The 14645-nt window shown below is 68.9% G+C and carries 14 protein-coding genes; 9 read left to right on the top strand and 5 right to left on the bottom strand.

The genetic code is table 11. The features are described from left to right. The first annotated feature begins 64 nt into the window (after positions 1 to 64). Complete coding sequence (locus ACMGER_RS06170) at positions 65 to 1093, top strand: phytase (RefSeq protein ID WP_436811213.1); 1029 nt, start codon at positions 65 to 67, stop codon at positions 1091 to 1093. 2 nt (positions 1094 to 1095) lie between these two features. On the opposite strand, the gene ACMGER_RS06165 is transcribed toward ACMGER_RS06170, so the two are convergent. From ACMGER_RS06165 to groES, 3 genes are all read right to left on the bottom strand, one after another. Continuing rightward, on the bottom strand, positions 1096 to 1653 hold the full coding sequence (locus tag ACMGER_RS06165) for a Uma2 family endonuclease (protein ID WP_436811212.1): 558 nt from the start codon (positions 1651 to 1653) through the stop codon (positions 1096 to 1098). 151 nt (positions 1654 to 1804) lie between these two features. Next, positions 1805 to 3439: a chaperonin GroEL gene (gene groL / locus ACMGER_RS06160; RefSeq protein WP_436811211.1), complete on the bottom strand. Its 1635-nt coding sequence runs from the start codon at positions 3437 to 3439 to the stop codon at positions 1805 to 1807. Positions 3440 to 3529: 90 nt separating this feature from the next. Next, a complete protein-coding gene (groES, locus tag ACMGER_RS06155; RefSeq protein ID WP_233784891.1) occupies positions 3530 to 3817 on the bottom strand; it encodes a co-chaperone GroES in 288 nt (95 codons plus the stop codon). A 341-nt stretch (positions 3818 to 4158) separates the two neighbouring features. Between groES and ACMGER_RS06150 the strand changes: the two genes are divergently transcribed. The 8 genes from ACMGER_RS06150 to ACMGER_RS06115 all read left to right on the top strand — a co-directional run bounded on the left by ACMGER_RS06150 (position 4159) and on the right by ACMGER_RS06115 (position 11754). Further along, a complete protein-coding gene (locus ACMGER_RS06150; RefSeq protein WP_436811210.1) occupies positions 4159 to 4713 on the top strand; it encodes a hypothetical protein in 555 nt (184 codons plus the stop codon). Positions 4714 to 4896: 183 nt separating this feature from the next. Further along, complete coding sequence (gene sppA, locus ACMGER_RS06145; protein ID WP_436811209.1) at positions 4897 to 6774, top strand: signal peptide peptidase SppA; 1878 nt, start codon at positions 4897 to 4899, stop codon at positions 6772 to 6774. Next, positions 6771 to 7334 (top strand): GNAT family N-acetyltransferase, encoded by a 564-nt coding sequence (locus ACMGER_RS06140; protein WP_436811208.1) that lies wholly within the window; start codon positions 6771 to 6773, stop codon positions 7332 to 7334. The genes sppA and ACMGER_RS06140 overlap by 4 nt, the downstream gene beginning before the upstream one ends. A 252-nt stretch (positions 7335 to 7586) precedes the next feature. After that, positions 7587 to 8456: a 3-hydroxyacyl-CoA dehydrogenase NAD-binding domain-containing protein gene (locus tag ACMGER_RS06135; protein WP_436811207.1), complete on the top strand. Its 870-nt coding sequence runs from the start codon at positions 7587 to 7589 to the stop codon at positions 8454 to 8456. Positions 8457 to 8563: 107 nt separating this feature from the next. Beyond that, positions 8564 to 9226 (top strand): L,D-transpeptidase family protein, encoded by a 663-nt coding sequence (locus tag ACMGER_RS06130; RefSeq protein WP_436811206.1) that lies wholly within the window; start codon positions 8564 to 8566, stop codon positions 9224 to 9226. 61 nt (positions 9227 to 9287) lie between these two features. Further along, entirely contained in the window at positions 9288 to 9569 is a 282-nt protein-coding gene (locus tag ACMGER_RS06125) for a BA14K family protein (RefSeq protein ID WP_436811205.1), read from the top strand. A gap of 120 nt (positions 9570 to 9689) precedes the next feature. Beyond that, positions 9690 to 10838: a glycosyltransferase gene (locus ACMGER_RS06120; RefSeq protein ID WP_436811204.1), complete on the top strand. Its 1149-nt coding sequence runs from the start codon at positions 9690 to 9692 to the stop codon at positions 10836 to 10838. Between the two features lie 127 nt (positions 10839 to 10965). Beyond that, the gene (locus ACMGER_RS06115) at positions 10966 to 11754 is read left to right on the top strand and encodes a DUF2189 domain-containing protein (RefSeq protein WP_436811203.1); all 789 of its coding nucleotides are present in this window, start codon (positions 10966 to 10968) and stop codon (positions 11752 to 11754) included. Positions 11755 to 11760: 6 nt separating this feature from the next. Here the strand turns inward: ACMGER_RS06115 and nhaA are convergent, their stop codons facing one another. Together nhaA and ACMGER_RS06105 are read right to left on the bottom strand one after the other, a co-directional pair. Beyond that, positions 11761 to 12993: a Na+/H+ antiporter NhaA gene (nhaA, locus tag ACMGER_RS06110; protein WP_436811202.1), complete on the bottom strand. Its 1233-nt coding sequence runs from the start codon at positions 12991 to 12993 to the stop codon at positions 11761 to 11763. Between the two features lie 51 nt (positions 12994 to 13044). After that, complete coding sequence (locus ACMGER_RS06105) at positions 13045 to 14643, bottom strand: lysine--tRNA ligase (protein ID WP_436811201.1); 1599 nt, start codon at positions 14641 to 14643, stop codon at positions 13045 to 13047. Positions 14644 to 14645: the final 2 nt, after the last annotated feature.

Raw genomic sequence — 14645 nt, 5'->3', positions numbered from 1 at the left:
AGCCGACTTGTCACTTTCCTGACACACCTCTCCCTCACAGCCGCGCCAACCGGGGGAGATCGTCATGAAATACCGTCATCTGCTGACGGCGCTGCTGCTGTCGGGCTGTACCGCGACGCCGAAGCCGCGGGCGATGGTGTCGCCGTTGCCCACCGCGTCGGTCGCGCCGTTCGCGCAGACCGATGCGGTCGCCAGCCTGCGCGACGCGGCCGACGATCCCGCGATCTGGCGCAACCCGGCCGATCCCGCCGCCAGCCTGATCGTCGCCACGGACAAGAAGGCGGGGCTCAACGTCTACGGCCTCGACGGCAAGCTGCGCTCGAACCTCGCCGCCGGCCGCGTCAACAACGTCGATCTGCGCGAGACGGCGGCCGGCGCGATCGTCGCGGCGAGCGACCGCAACAGGATCGGCGACAGCCGGCTCGCGCTGTTCCGGCTCGACACCCGGACGGCGACGCTGACTCCGCTCGCCCGCGTGCCGGTGGCGACCGCGGAAGCCTATGGCCTGTGCATGTACCGGGCGAAGAGCGGGCTCTACGCCTTTGTCGTCGGCAAGGACGGGACGATCGTCCAGCTCCGCGTCGCGCCCGACGGCAGCGGCGCCGAGACGGTGCGGACGATGAAGCTCGCCACTCAGTCCGAAGGCTGCGTCGCCGACGATCGCACCGGCCGCCTGTTCGTCGGCGAGGAGAACGTCGGCGTCTGGACGTTCGGCGCCGAGCCGGGCGATCCGGTGACGCCGACCTCTGTCGCGAAGGCCAACGGCCGGGAGCTGATCGCCGATGTCGAGGGCGTGGCGATCGCCGCCGAGGGTAGTGACGGCGGCTATCTGGTCGTCTCGAGCCAGGGTGATTCCGCCTATGCGCTGTGGCGGCTGCCGGACCTCAGCTATGCGGGGCGCTTCCGGATCGTCGAGGGCGGAGGGATCGGCGGGACCAGCGAGACCGACGGGATCGAGGTCGGCAGCGCCGGCTTCGGGCCCGGTCTCGAAGGCGGGCTGATGATCGCCCAGGACGGCGACAACGCGCCTCAGGCGCAGAACTTCAAGCTGGTGCGTTGGGCCGAGGTGAAGAAGGCGCTGGGGTTGGAGTAGGTTCAGTCACGCGCGAAGATTTCGGCGTGGGGGATGGCGAGACCGAGCGTCGGCAGGCTAAGGTCGCGCACGCCGAACATCGTCTCGAACCATCCCCCCTGTTCCAGCCGCTCGACGGTTCGCACCAACTCGTTCGCAGGATCGACAAAGGCAATGGTGCGCACGCTCGGCAAACGCTTATATTCTTCGAGTTTTGTCCCCTGATCGACCATAGCGGTGGTCGGCGAGATCACCTCGATGATCGCGGTCGGGTCGGAAAGCGCAAGCGCATCGCGATCAGCGTCCGAACGCGCGCCGCAGTAGATGCTGACGTCCGGATAGCGGACGTCGGTCTGGCTGGTCCGCACGCCCATCTCGGAGCCGTATGGGCGGCAGGCGGTTCCCTTCAACCTGGTGCGGAGCCACGAGAAGATGTTGCCCTGCACCCAGGCATGAGCTTCGCTGCCGCCCGTCATCATGACGATCACGCCGTCCGACAGCTCGAACTTGCGGTCCGTGCCGAAGTCGATTGCCAGAAACTCGTCGGCAGTGATCTTCCGATAGGCGGGATCGGGGCGCATGGCGCCATTGTAGTGGCACACCTCGGCAAAACAAAGGGCCGGAAGTGGTGACTCCCGGCCCGTTGCTTTTGGTTCGGTGGACCCGGCGCGGCGGAGCCGCGCCTTCGGCGAGTCCTGAGCCAAGCCTTGGCTTGGCTCAGGCCGCTTCGGCTCAGAAATCCATGCCGCCCATGCCGCCCGGCATCGCCGGAGCCGCAGGCTTGTCGTCGGGCAGCTCGGCCACGGTCGCCTCGGTGGTGATGAGGAGGCCGGCGACCGACGCCGCATCCTGGAGGGCGGTGCGGACGACCTTGGTCGGGTCGATCACGCCGGCCTGGACCAGGTTCTCATAGACGTCGGTCTGGGCGTTGAAGCCGAGGTTGACGTCGTTGCCGTCGATCAGCTTGCCCGCGACCACCGCGCCGTCATGGCCGGCGTTTTGAGCGATCTGGCGCACCGGCGACTGCAGCGCGCGGCGGATGATGTCGATGCCGCGGGTCTGGTCGTCGTTCTCGCCCTTGAGGCCGTCGAGCGCCTTGGTCGCGTAGAGGAGGGCGGTGCCGCCGCCGGGGACGATGCCCTCTTCGACCGCCGCGCGGGTCGCGTGCAGCGCGTCGTCGACGCGGTCCTTGCGCTCCTTCACCTCGACCTCGGTCGCGCCGCCGACCTTGATCACGGCGACGCCGCCGGCGAGCTTGGCGAGGCGCTCCTGGAGCTTCTCGCGGTCATAGTCGCTGGTGGTCACCTCGATCTGCTGGCGGATCGCCTCGATGCGGCCCTTGATCGCCGCCTCTTCACCGGCGCCGTCGACGATGGTGGTGTTGTCCTTGTCGATGGTGACGCGCTTGGCGGTGCCGAGCATCCCGAGCGTCACGTTCTCGAGCTTGATGCCGAGATCCTCGCTGACGACCTCGCCCTTGGTGAGGACCGCGATGTCCTCGAGCATCGCCTTGCGGCGATCGCCGAAGCCCGGCGCCTTGACCGCCGCGACCTTGAGGCCGCCGCGCAGCTTGTTGACGACCAGCGTGGCCAGCGCCTCGCCCTCGATGTCCTCGGCGATGATGAGGAGCGGACGGCCCGACTGCACCACCGCCTCGAGGATCGGCAGCATCGCCTGCAGCGACGACAGCTTCTTCTCGTGGATCAGGATGTACGGATCGGCGAGCTCGACCGACATCTTCTCGGGATTAGTGATGAAATAGGGCGAGAGGTAGCCGCGGTCGAACTGCATACCCTCGACGACGTCGAGCTCGAACTCGAGGCCCTTGGCCTCCTCGACGGTGATCACGCCTTCCTTGCCGACCTTCTCCATCGCTTCCGCGATCTTCTCGCCGACCTCACGGTCGCCGTTGGCGGAGATGATGCCGACCTGCGCCACCTCGTTCGAGCCGGCGACCGGCTTCGAGCGGCCCTTGAGGTCCTCGACGACCTTGGTGACGGCGAGATCGATGCCGCGCTTCAGGTCCATCGGGTTCATGCCGGCCGCGACCGACTTCATGCCCTCGCGCACGATCGCCTGGGCGAGCACGGTGGCGGTGGTGGTGCCGTCGCCGGCGATGTCGTTGGTCTTGGACGCGACCTCGCGCACCATCTGCGCGCCCATGTTCTCGAACTTGTCCTTGAGCTCGATCTCCTTGGCGACGGTGACGCCGTCCTTGGTGATGCGCGGCGCGCCGAAGCTCTTGTCGATGACGACGTTGCGGCCCTTCGGCCCCAGCGTGACCTTGACCGCGTCGGCGAGGATGTCGACGCCGCGCAGGATGCGCTCGCGAGCGTCGCGGCTGAATTTGACGTCCTTGGCTGCCATGTGGCTACCCTTTCAGATGAGAAGTTGAGAGTTGGAAAGTCACGAAAGTCGTACCTCCTTCGCGTATGCGCGCGCGGGAGGCGCCGGGCGTCACTCGACGATGCCGAGGATGTCCGATTCCTTCATGATCAGCAGGTCTTCGCCGTTCACCTTGACTTCGGTGCCCGACCATTTGCCGAACAGGATGCGGTCGCCGGCCTTGACGTCGAGCGGCGTCACCTTGCCGTCCTCGGCCTTGGCGCCGGCGCCGGCGGCGACGACCTCGCCCTCCTGCGGCTTCTCCTTGGCGGTGTCGGGAATGATGATCCCCCCGGCGGTCTTCTCCTCGGCCTCGACCCGGCGAACGAGCACGCGATCGTGCAGCGGACGGAAGTTCATGCGCGTCATCCCTTGCTAGTGACGTGATGTAGAGTGTTTTGGCACTCTCACGAGACGAGTGCCAGCGCCGCGCATATGTGCCCGTGCGGTCCAAGCGTCAAGGGTGAGAAGGCGAGTCGGACGAGACTTCGGTTAGGCGCCCCGGCCCCGGGAGACAATCTGCGCCGGAACGGCGCCAGCCCGTCCGAGCCCGGAAACGGGACGAGGCGCCGCGCACGATGGTTAGCGCGCCGGTGATCCGCGCCGAAGCGGCGGCGAGGTGGGCAGAGGGTTCACGCTTTTCCGGTCCCTTGGCACGCGGACGGGCACGTCTGCCCGCCCCCTGAGAGGAGATGAGATCGATGCATTATCTGATCCGATCAAGCCTGATCGCCGCCGCCGGGACGGCCGCGATCGCCGCGGGCTCCGCCGCCGCCCAGTCGCTGCCGGCGCCGGCGCTGCCCAATTCCGCCGACATCATCTCGATCGACGCGGGCAACTTCCACACCGGCCGCTCGCCGAACGGACCCGCCGCGGTCGCGGTCAACCTGGGCCAGACCCAGGGCCGCGAGGGCGGGCTCGCCGACGTCAACGCCCTGACCAACGGCCAGGTCATCGACGTCGCGGTCAACAGCCTGACCCGGCCGGGCAAGACCCAGCTTTCCGACATCGTCGCGGTCGGCGCCGGCGACGTCACCGTGACGACGCCCAAGGACGGCAACACCGTGCTCGGCGTCAACATCGGCAAGCAGACCCCGCTCGACGGCAGCACCGGGAGCGTCAACCTGCTGAGCGGCAGCAACCTCGTCGAGGTGAAGCTGGGTTCGGCGAGCATCGCGGTGCCGACCTTCAGCGGCATCCCCGGTCTCTCCGGCCTGCCGCTCAAGATCGGTCTGCCGAAGCTGTTCGGCCGCTGACCTTCCCTCTCCTCGTCCCGTGAACCCCCGGGGACGAGGATCGGCGGCGCGCGGGGGTGTCCCCGGTTCGTCCCTTGCCCCGCGCGCCGCCTGATTTTCCCCTTGTTGCAATGCGAAGGTTTGCCCGCGCGCGTCCCATGCTCTAGCGTCGCCGCGATTCCGCCGTTGGGGGATAGCGAAGACGTGAAGCTGGTTCGTGGCGCCTGGAAGCTGCTGGTCGGGATCAAGGACGCGCTCGTCCTGATCCTCTTGCTCCTGTTCTTCGGCGGGCTGTTCGCCCTGCTGTCCGCGCGGCCCAGCACCGCGATCCGCGACGGGGCGCTGGTGGTGGCGCTCGACGGCCGCCTGGTCGAGCAGCCGCAGGAGGTCGATCCCTTCACCAGCTTCGGCGGCGGGGTTGCCAAGGAAACCCGCCTGCGCGACGTGGTCCGCGCGCTCGACGCCGCGCGCGGCGACGGCCGCGTCAAGGCGGTGGTGCTCGACCTCGACCGCTTCGCCGGCGGCTATCCCGCCGCGGTCGCCGAGGTGGCGAGCGCGGTCGGCCGCGTGCGCGCGAGCGGCAAGCCGGTGCTGGCCTATGCCACCGCCTATATGGATTCGAGCTATCTGATCGCCGCCAACGCCTCCGAGATCTGGGTCGATCCGATGGGCGGCGCGATGTTCATGGGACCGGGCGGGTCGCAGCTCTATTACAAGGGGCTGATCGACAAGCTGGGCATCAACGTCCACGTCTATCGCGTCGGCCAGTTCAAGTCGGCGGTCGAGCCCTACACGCTGACCGGCCAGTCCGGGCCCGCGCGCGCCGCCAACGAGGCGCTCTACGGCGCGATCTTCAGCCAGTGGCGCGACAATGTCGCCAAGGCGCGGCCCAAGGCGCGCATCGCCGATTACCTGACCCAGCCCGACAAGGTGGTGGTCGCCGCGAACGGCGACCTCGCCCAGGCCAACCTCGCCGCAGGGGTGGTCGACAAGCTCGGCGACCGGCTCGCCTTCGGCAAGCGCGTCGCCGAGATCGCGGGCAGCGACAGCGGCAAGCCCGCCGGCAGCTTCCGCACGATCAAGCTGGCCGACTGGGTCGCCGCCAACCCGGCGCCGACCTCGGGCGACGCGATCGGCGTGGTCACCGTCGCGGGCGAGATCGTCGACGGCAAGGCCGGCCCCGGCACCGCCGGCGGCGAGACCGTGTCGAAGCTGCTGCTCGACGGCTTGGCCAAGAAGAACCTCAAGGCACTGGTGGTGCGGATCGATTCGCCGGGCGGATCGGCGCTCGCCAGCGAGCGCATCCGCCAGGCGGTGCTCCAGGCCAAGGCGCAGGGGCTGCCGGTGGTCGTGTCGATGGGCGGGCTCGCGGCGTCGGGCGGCTATTGGGTGGCGACGGCGGGCGACGCGATCTTCGCCGAGCCCAACACCATCACCGGATCGATCGGCATCTTCGGCATCCTGCCGACCTTCGAGAACGCGCTCGGCAAGATCGGCGTCACCGCCGACGGCGTCGCCACCACGCCGCTCAGCGGCCAGCCCGACGTGTTCAAGGGGACGACGCCCGAGCTCGACGCGATGCTGCAGTCGAGCATCGAGAACGGATACCGCAAGTTCATCGCCCGCGTCTCCGAGGCGCGCAAGCTGAGCCCGGAGCGGGTGAACGAGATCGGCCAGGGCCGGGTGTGGGACGGCGGAACCGCGCATCAGTTGAAGCTGGTCGACCGGTTCGGGACGCTGTCCGATGCGGTCGCGGAGGCGGCGCGGCGCGCCAAGCTCGACCCGGCCAAGGTGCATCCGGTGTTTCTCGAGAAGGAGCCCAAATGGACCGCCAAGATCGCCGCGGCGCTGCTCGGCGGCGATGACGATGACGACGCCGATGCGCCCGCGGGCGATGCGGTGGCGCGGATCGCGGCGGAACGGCGCGCGCTGTTCGCCCAGGCGATCGCCGATGCGCGCCGGCTCGCGCGCGGGCCGTCGGTGCAGGCGCTGTGCCTCGAGTGCACCGCCTATGCGCCGCCCGACGCAAGCCAAGGAGACCTCAAGTTGGCCGACCTCCTGTTCGCGAAGCTGCTGCGATGATCGCGATCCGAGGCGCGCGGCCCGAAGACGCCGCGGCGATCGCCGCCATCTACGCGCCCTATGTGCTGGGCGGCACCGTCTCGTTCGAGACCGAGGCGCCCGATGCCGAGGCGATGCGCGCGCGGATGACCGCGTCGAACGGGCTCTATCCGTGGATGGTCGCCACCAACGGCGAGGACGAGTCCGGCGTGCTCGCCTATGCCTATGCCGGCCGCTGGCGCGACCGGCCGGCGTACAAATACGTCGTCGAGACCTCGGTCTACGTCGCCGGGCCGGTGGTCGGCCAGGGCGTCGGGCGGCTGCTCTACGAGGCGCTGATCGACACGCTGCGCGCGCAGGGCTTCACCCAGGCGATCGGGGTGATCTCGCTGCCCAACGACAGCTCGATCCGTACGCACGAGGCGGTCGGTTTCCGCCGCGCCGGCATGTATCGCGAGGTCGGCTTCAAGCAGGGCCGGTGGATCGACGTCGGCTTCTGGCAGTGCGAGCTCAACGAGAGCCAGGTGCCGCCGGTGGAGCCGAGGCCGTTCAGCGAGGTGGGCGTGGTGCGGGCGGCCTGATCGCGGCTGCCGGGATTCGCTTGCGCAGTCTCGTGGGCCTCGCAAGCCATCCCCGTGCTCCCGCGAAGGCAGGAGCTTTGGCCGCTGGCGTCGCGGCTCGCCAGGGCTCCTGCCTTCGCGGGAGCCCTACAGGTTGCGTGCGGTTGCCTCTCCGTCGTCTTCCCGGCTTTCGTCGGGATGGCGATTGAGACCATGGAGCGACCTAGCCGAAGCCGCGTCCGCTCGATAGGGATCGCCGCAAAGGAGATGGCCATGAAGACGATCGGCGTAATCGGGGCGGGGCAGATGGGCGCGGGCATCGCGCAGGTGTCCGCGGCGGCGGGCTATCGCGTGCTCCTGTCCGACGTCTCGCTCGACCGCGCCGAGGCGGGCAAGGCCGGCATCGCCAGGCAGCTCGGCAAGCTGGTCGAGAAGGAGAAGATCACCGCCGAGGCGCGCGACGCCACGCTCGCCGGGATCGAGCCGGTCGAGGACGCCGCCTCGATGGCGCCCTGCGACCTGGTGATCGAGGCCGCGACCGAGCGCGAGGAGATCAAGCGCCGGATCTTCGGCAGCGTCGGGTTGGTCCTCCGGAGCGATGCGATCCTCGCCAGCAACACGTCGTCGATCCCGATCACCCGCCTCGCGCAGGCCGCGCCCGATCCCGCGCGCTTCATGGGCGTGCATTTCTTCAATCCTGTGCCGGTGATGGGGCTGATCGAGCTGATCCGCGGCCTCGCCACCGCCGACGAGACGGTGCAGGCGGTCGAGGCGTTCGGCCGCTCGCTCGGCAAGGAGATCGTCCATGCCAACGACGCACCCGGCTTCATCGTCAACCGCGTGCTGATGCCGATGCTCAACGAAGCGTGCTTCGCGCTTGGCGAGGGCGTGGCGACCATCCGCGACATCGACACCGCCTGCAAGCTGGGCCTCAACCACCCGATGGGGCCGTTCACGCTGGCCGACTTCATCGGGCTCGACACCTGCCTCGAGATCACGCGCGTGCTGTTCGAGGGCACCGGCGACCCCAAGTTCCGCCCGGCGCCGCTGCTGGTGAAATATGTCGAGGCCGGCTGGTACGGCCGCAAGACCGGCCGCGGCTTCTACGACTATTCGGGCCCGGAGCCGGTGCCGACGCGCTGAAGGTAAACGCGGCGGCCGCCCGTCCCACGGCGGAACAGCGCGAATCCGGGGCTGGCCGCGACCGCGGTTTTGCGCGATTTCCCTGCCCGGAAGCAGGGAATCGAGCGATGATCGAGCGCATAGCCGGCATGGTGAAGGGCGGTCTGCTCGGTGCAGGCGTGGCCGGCGCGGTCGCGCTGGTCGCCGCCGCGATGGCGCATAGCTTTGCGCCGCCGGCCCCCAAGCCGGCCGCGGCCGCGCCCGCCAAGCCCAGGCCGCCCGCGCCCAGACCCGCAGCGCTGGCCAGATCCCCGGCCGAGGAACCCTTCGTCGTCCGCCGCATCCTGCCGATCGACGGCAAGCCCTTCCGCCACGGCGATTGGTATTGGGACGAGAAGGGCGCCCCCGCGGCCGGCCCGATCGTCATCACCGTCGACCGCAAGGCGCAGGTGCTGTCGGTGTTCCGCGCCGGTTATGAGATCGGCACCGCGGTGATCCTCTACGGCGCCGACAACACGCCGACGCCGCTCGGCGTCTTCCCGATCACCGAGAAGGACGCCGACCATGTCTCCAACCTCTACGACGCGCCGATGCCCTACATGCTGCGCATGACCGACGACGGCGTCTCGATCCACGGCAGCGACGTCAGGATCGGCTATGCGACCCACGGCTGCGTCGGCGTGCCGATCCCCTTCGCCAGGCTGTTGTTCGAGCACGTCAGGATCGGCGACCGGGTGATCGTGACCGAGGGCAAGACGATCGGCATGGGCGATCCCATCATCGCGCGCTGAGGGAGCCGTTCCGCGCTCCGGGCGTTGTCGGGCGGAAGGTCACGAAAAGGGAGGGGAATCCATGCGTCTCGCGAAGCTCGCATTTCTCGCGATGGTCGGAACGGCGCTGGCCGTGCCCGCGGCACTGCCGCAACCGGCGGCCGCGCAATGGCTTGGACCGACGCTCGATGCCCAGCGCCACGACAACCTGCGCCGCCACCAGCAGCGCATCCGCGCCGAACGGTTGAAGAAATCGTCGCCGAGCCGCCACGCCCGCGCCTGCGCGCGACGCTATCCAAGCTACAATCCGCGCACCGACCGCTATGTGGTCCGTCGCGGCGTCACGGCGCGCTGCCGGCTCTAGGTCATATGCCCATAAACGGGATTCCCGCCTTCGCCGGGATGACGGAGTAGACGGTGCTTTGTCGGTCCCGATCCGGCAGCCATATGGTCTCTCCGCCGATATCGTCTAAAGGCCGCCGCGATGAGCAGCAGCCCGATGGCCGAATCGAAGATCGACGCGCCCCGTCATTCGCCGGCGCCCGTTCCGCTCCTGTCGGTGATCGTGCCGACGTTCAACGAGCGTGACAATGTCGGCCGGCTCCATGAGGCACTGAAGACGGCGCTCGCCGGCATCCCGTTCGAGGTGGTGTTCGTCGACGACGATTCGACCGACGGCACCCGTGAGGCGATCGCGGCGATGGCGGCGCGCGACGGCCGCGTGCGGATGCTTCATCGCATCGGCCGCCGCGGGCTCGCGACCGCGGTGACGGAGGGGATGCTGAGCACCTCGAGCCCCTATCTCGCGGTGATCGACGCCGACCTCCAGCACGACGAACGCGTCCTGCCTCAGATGCTCGACCTGCTGCAGCGCGGCGCGGCCGACGTGGCGATCGGCTCGCGCTATGCCGCAGGCGGGAGCATCGGGGGCTGGGACGCGCGTCGCGTGCGGGTAAGCGCCGTGGCGACGCGGCTCGCGCGGCTCGTCACCGGCGCCGACATCTCCGACCCGATGAGCGGCTTCTTCGCGATCACGCGGACCGCGTTCGATTCCGCCGTGCGCGAGCTCTCCGGCCAGGGCTACAAGATCCTGCTCGACATCTGCGCCTCGGCCGAGCGGCCGCTGCGCACCGTCGAGGTGCCCTATTGCTTCCGCCCGCGCGAGGCCGGCGAGAGCAAGCTCGATGCGCTGATCACCTGGGAATATCTGCTGCTGCTGGTCGACAAGCTGATCGGCCACGTCGTTCCGGCGCGCTTCCTGTCGTTCATGTTCATCGGCGGTCTTGGCGTGTTCGTCCACATGGGCGCGCTCACCATCATGATGGAGGCCAACCATCCGCCGTTCCTGTGGGCGCAGTCGATCGCGACCGTGCTGGCGATGATCTTCAACTTCTTCGTCAACAATATCCTCACCTACCGCGACCGCCGCCTCAAGGGCGCCAGGCAGATCACGCGCGGGCTGCTCACCTTCGTCGCCGCCTGCTCGATCGGCGCGATCGCCAACGTCGGCATCGCCAATTATCTGTTCGCCGATTACCACTATGGCTGGTGGGCCGCCGGGCTCGCCGGCATCCTGGTCGGGGCGGTGTGGAATTATGCCGCAACCTCGGTCTTCACGTGGCGGACGAGATAGCGGCGAAGCCCCGGCATTTCGTCCGCGATGGCCGGATTCGGGCGGGCCCGCTGATCGGCGCCGCAAATCTTGCCGCCGCGCCGCTGGCGGCGTATGATCGCCCGGCCGGGGAACGAAGGAGCGCATCATGGCATTCGCTCACGTCGAAGGCGTCGATCGTCCTGCACCAGCCCCTCAAGTCCGTACGATCACGACGGCCGACCTGAGAGCCGCCCTCCGCGAGGGCTGGGCCGATTTCATGGACCGGCGCGGCGACCTGATCTTCGTCGGCATCATCTATCCGATGGTCGGCGTCCTCGCCGCGATCGTGGCGCTGCGCGGGTCGCTGATCCACCTGCTCTTTCCGCTCGCCGCCGGCATCTCGCTGCTGGGCCCCGCCGCTGCCCTGGGATTCTACGAGCTGGCGCGCCGCCGTGAGCAGGGGCTCGCAGCCGACTGGTCCCACTTCCTGGACGTGACGAAACGGCCGGCCTTCGATTCGATCGCCGTCGTGACGGGGGTTCTGCTGGCGATCTTCGGCGCGTGGCTGACGGTCGCCGCCACGCTCTACTTCGGGCTGATGGGGGCAGTGCCGGACAGCATGGGCGCGTTCGCGAACCGCCTGTTCACCACGCCCGAGGGCTGGGCGCTGATCGTGGCGGGCAATCTTTTCGGCGCGGTCTTCGCGGCCGCGGTGCTGACGGTCAGCGTCGTCTCGATGCCGATGCTGGTCGACAAGGACGTCGATGCCCGGACGGCGGTCGACACCTCGGTGCGCGCCGTCGTCGCCAACAAGGGCGTCATGATCCGCTGGGGCCTGATCGTCGCGGCGCTGCTGATCGCCGGCTCGATCCCCTTCTTCGTCGGATTGGCGGTGGTCCTGCCGGTGCTCGGCTACGCGACCTGGCACCTCTACACCAGGCTGGTCGCGCGCTGATCGGCGTCAGCCGGGCCGGGCCTTCTCGACCGGCTTCCCGAGCAGGAGCACGATCACCCCGAGCAGCGCCGACAGCAGCGAACCCGCCAGCACGCCGACCTTCACCTCATCCTGGAGCAGCGGGTCCTTGAAGGCGAGACCGCCGATGAACAGGCTCATGGTGAAGCCGATCCCTGCGACCAGCGCCATGCCGTAGAGCTGCCGCCAGCTGCAGCCGCGCGGCCGCGGCGCGACCTTGAGCTTCACCGCCAGCGCGATGCCGCCGAGGATGCCGACCTGCTTGCCGACGAACAGCCCGAGCAGGATCGCGAGCACCAGCGGCTCCCCGAGCGTCGCCAGCGACATGCCGGACAGCGACACGCCGGCATTGGCGAAGCCGAACAGCGGCACGATCAGATAGGCGACCCAGGGATGCAGCGCGTGCTCCAGCCGGTGGAGTGGCGAATGCGCGTCGTCGGGCGCGGCGGGCGACGTGGTGATCGGGATGGTCAGCGCCGCCACCACCCCGGCGATCGTCGCGTGCACGCCGGAGATCAGCATCGCCAGCCACAGCAGGGCGAAGCCGATCAGATAGGGCCACAGCGCCGTCACCCTGCCGCGGTTCATCCCCCACATCGTCAGCGCGATTCCCGCCGCCGCGGCGAGGGCGGGCAGGTTCAGCCCCTCGGTATAGCCGACCGCGATGATCGCCACCGCGCCCATGTCGTCGACGATCGCGAGCGCGGTCAGCAGCAGCTTGAGCGACGCCGGCACGCGGTCGCCGAGAAGGGCGAGCACGCCGATCGCGAAGGCGATGTCGGTCGCCGCCGGGATCGCCCAGCCGCGATGCAACTCGGGATGCCCGCCCGCGACGGCGAAATAGACGAGCATCGGCACCAGCATCCCCGCCGCCGCCGCGATCAGCGGCAGCCGCCGCCGCTCGGCGCTGGACAGGCCGCCGTCGACGACCTCGCGCTTGATCTCCAGCCCGACGAGCAGGAAGAACACCGCCATCAGCGCGTCATTGATCCACAGGTGCACGCTCATCGGCCCCAGCTTGGCCGACAGGACCGGCCCCGTCTCGAAATGCAGCACCTCGAAATAGCCGTGCGCCAGCGGCGAATTGGCGACGATCATCGCCAGCGCCGCCGCGCCCATCAGCAGGATGCCGCCCGCCGCCTCGGTGGCGAGGAAGTCGCGCGTCAGCGACAGCACGCGGACGGCGGGGCGGATCGCCTTCGGGGTCGTGCGCTCTTGCATGGGACGAGTCCTAACCGACCGGCCTCGCCTGGCAAAGCAGATGCGTACCGGTCAGCGCGCCGCCGCCAGCGCCTCCGCAATGAGCCGGCGGCTGTTCGCGATGCCGTAGAGCCGGATGAAGCTCCCCATCCGCGGCCCCTGGCTCGATCCGAGCAGCGTCTCGTACAGCGCCCTGAACCAGTCGCGCAGCTCGGCGAAGCCGCCCGATTCCCCAAACCGGCTCTTGCCGATCTCGTAGACGATGTTCTGGATGTCCTCGGCGCTGGCGTCCTCCGGCAGCGCGGCGAGCTCGGCGTCGAGCCGCTCCAGCGCCGCGACCTCCACCCCCTCCGGCGCGCGACGCCGCAGCGTCGGCGCCACGAAATCACGGGCATAGGCCAGCGCATAGCCGATCAGCCGGTCGAGCTCGGGCTGGCTCTCGGGCGTCGCGTCGGGGACGTAGTTGCGCAGGTATCCCCATACCTGCTCCTCGGTCGCCTCCCCGCCCATCACCCCGACCAGGTTGAGCAGCAGCCCGAAGGTGACCGGCAGCATCCCCTCCGGCAGCTTGCCGTCGTGGATATGGTGGACCGGGTTGCCGAGCCGCTCCTTGATCGGCTGGGCCGGATAGTTAGCACGGAACTGCCAGTAATCGTCGACCGCGCGCGGGATCACGCCGAAGTGCAGCGACTTGGCCTTCCTGGGTTCGCGATAGATGTAGAAGGCGAGGCTCTCGTCGGGGCCATAGGTCAGCCACTGCTCGATCGACAGGCCGTTGCCCTTGGACTTGGAGATCTTCTCGCCCTTCTCGTCGAGGAACATCTCATAGTTGAAGCCCTCGGGCGGCCGCCCGCCGAGCGCGCGGGCGATCTTGCCCGACTGGATCACCGAGTCGATCAGGTCCTTGCCCGCCATCTCGTAATCGACGCCGAGCGCGACCCAGCGCATCGCCCAGTCGACCTTCCACTGCAGCTTGGACAGGCCGCCGAGCGCGGACTGGACGATGCGCTCGTCCTCGTCCTCGAAGGCGATCGTGCCGGCGTCGGCATCGACCACCTCGACCGGCACCTGCAGCACGATCCCTGACTTCGGACTGATTGGCAGCACCGGCGAATAGGTGGCGCGGCGCTCGGCGCGCAGCGTCGGCAGCATGATGTCGAGGATCGCCTGCCAGCTCCTGAGCACGCCCCGGATCGCCTCGTCGAAGCGGCCCGAGCCGTAATAGTCGGTCGAGGAGGCGAACTCATACTCGAAGCCGTAGCGGTCGAGGAAGTCGCGCAGCATCGCGTTGTTGTGGTGCGCGAAGCTCTCGTACTTGCCGAACGGATCGGGGATGCGGGTCAGCGGCTTGCCGAGGTTGGCCGCCAGCATGTCCTTGTTCGGAACGTTGTCCGGCACCTTCCTGAGGCCGTCCATGTCGTCGCTGAACGCGATCAGCCGCGTCGGCTGGTCGCTGAGCGCATGGAAGGCGTTGCGCACCATCGTCGTGCGCAGCACCTCGTTGAAGGTGCCGATGTGCGGCAGGCCCGAGGGGCCGTAGCCGGTCTCGAACAGGATCGCCTCTCCGCCCGGCTTCCCCTCCGGCCAGCGCTTGAGCAGCTTGCGCGCCTCCTCATAGGGCCAGGCCTTGGAGTCGAGAGCGGCGGTGCGGAGTTCGGGTGAAACGGTCATGA

The sequence above is a fragment of the Sphingomonas astragali genome (assembly GCF_051400615.1).
Taxonomy (GTDB): domain Bacteria; phylum Pseudomonadota; class Alphaproteobacteria; order Sphingomonadales; family Sphingomonadaceae; genus Sphingomonas.
This window is presented reverse-complemented; position numbering and strand designations above follow the sequence as displayed.

What these genes read in the sequence shown, in the direction of transcription:
- groES (WP_233784891.1), bottom strand. Translation starts at nt 3,817, where the DNA reads ATGAACTTCCGTCCGCTGCACGATCGCGTGCTCGTTCGCCGGGTCGAG.
- ACMGER_RS06150 (WP_436811210.1), top strand. Translation starts at nt 4,159, where the DNA reads ATGCATTATCTGATCCGATCAAGCCTGATCGCCGCCGCCGGGACGGCC.
- groL (WP_436811211.1), bottom strand. Translation starts at nt 3,439, where the DNA reads ATGGCAGCCAAGGACGTCAAATTCAGCCGCGACGCTCGCGAGCGCATC.
- ACMGER_RS06125 (WP_436811205.1), top strand. Translation starts at nt 9,288, where the DNA reads ATGCGTCTCGCGAAGCTCGCATTTCTCGCGATGGTCGGAACGGCGCTG.
- ACMGER_RS06105 (WP_436811201.1), bottom strand. Translation starts at nt 14,643, where the DNA reads ATGACCGTTTCACCCGAACTCCGCACCGCCGCTCTCGACTCCAAGGCC.
- ACMGER_RS06165 (WP_436811212.1), bottom strand. Translation starts at nt 1,653, where the DNA reads ATGCGCCCCGATCCCGCCTATCGGAAGATCACTGCCGACGAGTTTCTG.
- ACMGER_RS06130 (WP_436811206.1), top strand. Translation starts at nt 8,564, where the DNA reads ATGATCGAGCGCATAGCCGGCATGGTGAAGGGCGGTCTGCTCGGTGCA.
- ACMGER_RS06120 (WP_436811204.1), top strand. Translation starts at nt 9,690, where the DNA reads ATGAGCAGCAGCCCGATGGCCGAATCGAAGATCGACGCGCCCCGTCAT.
- ACMGER_RS06170 (WP_436811213.1), top strand. Translation starts at nt 65, where the DNA reads ATGAAATACCGTCATCTGCTGACGGCGCTGCTGCTGTCGGGCTGTACC.
- ACMGER_RS06135 (WP_436811207.1), top strand. Translation starts at nt 7,587, where the DNA reads ATGAAGACGATCGGCGTAATCGGGGCGGGGCAGATGGGCGCGGGCATC.
- ACMGER_RS06115 (WP_436811203.1), top strand. Translation starts at nt 10,966, where the DNA reads ATGGCATTCGCTCACGTCGAAGGCGTCGATCGTCCTGCACCAGCCCCT.
- ACMGER_RS06140 (WP_436811208.1), top strand. Translation starts at nt 6,771, where the DNA reads ATGATCGCGATCCGAGGCGCGCGGCCCGAAGACGCCGCGGCGATCGCC.
- nhaA (WP_436811202.1), bottom strand. Translation starts at nt 12,993, where the DNA reads ATGCAAGAGCGCACGACCCCGAAGGCGATCCGCCCCGCCGTCCGCGTG.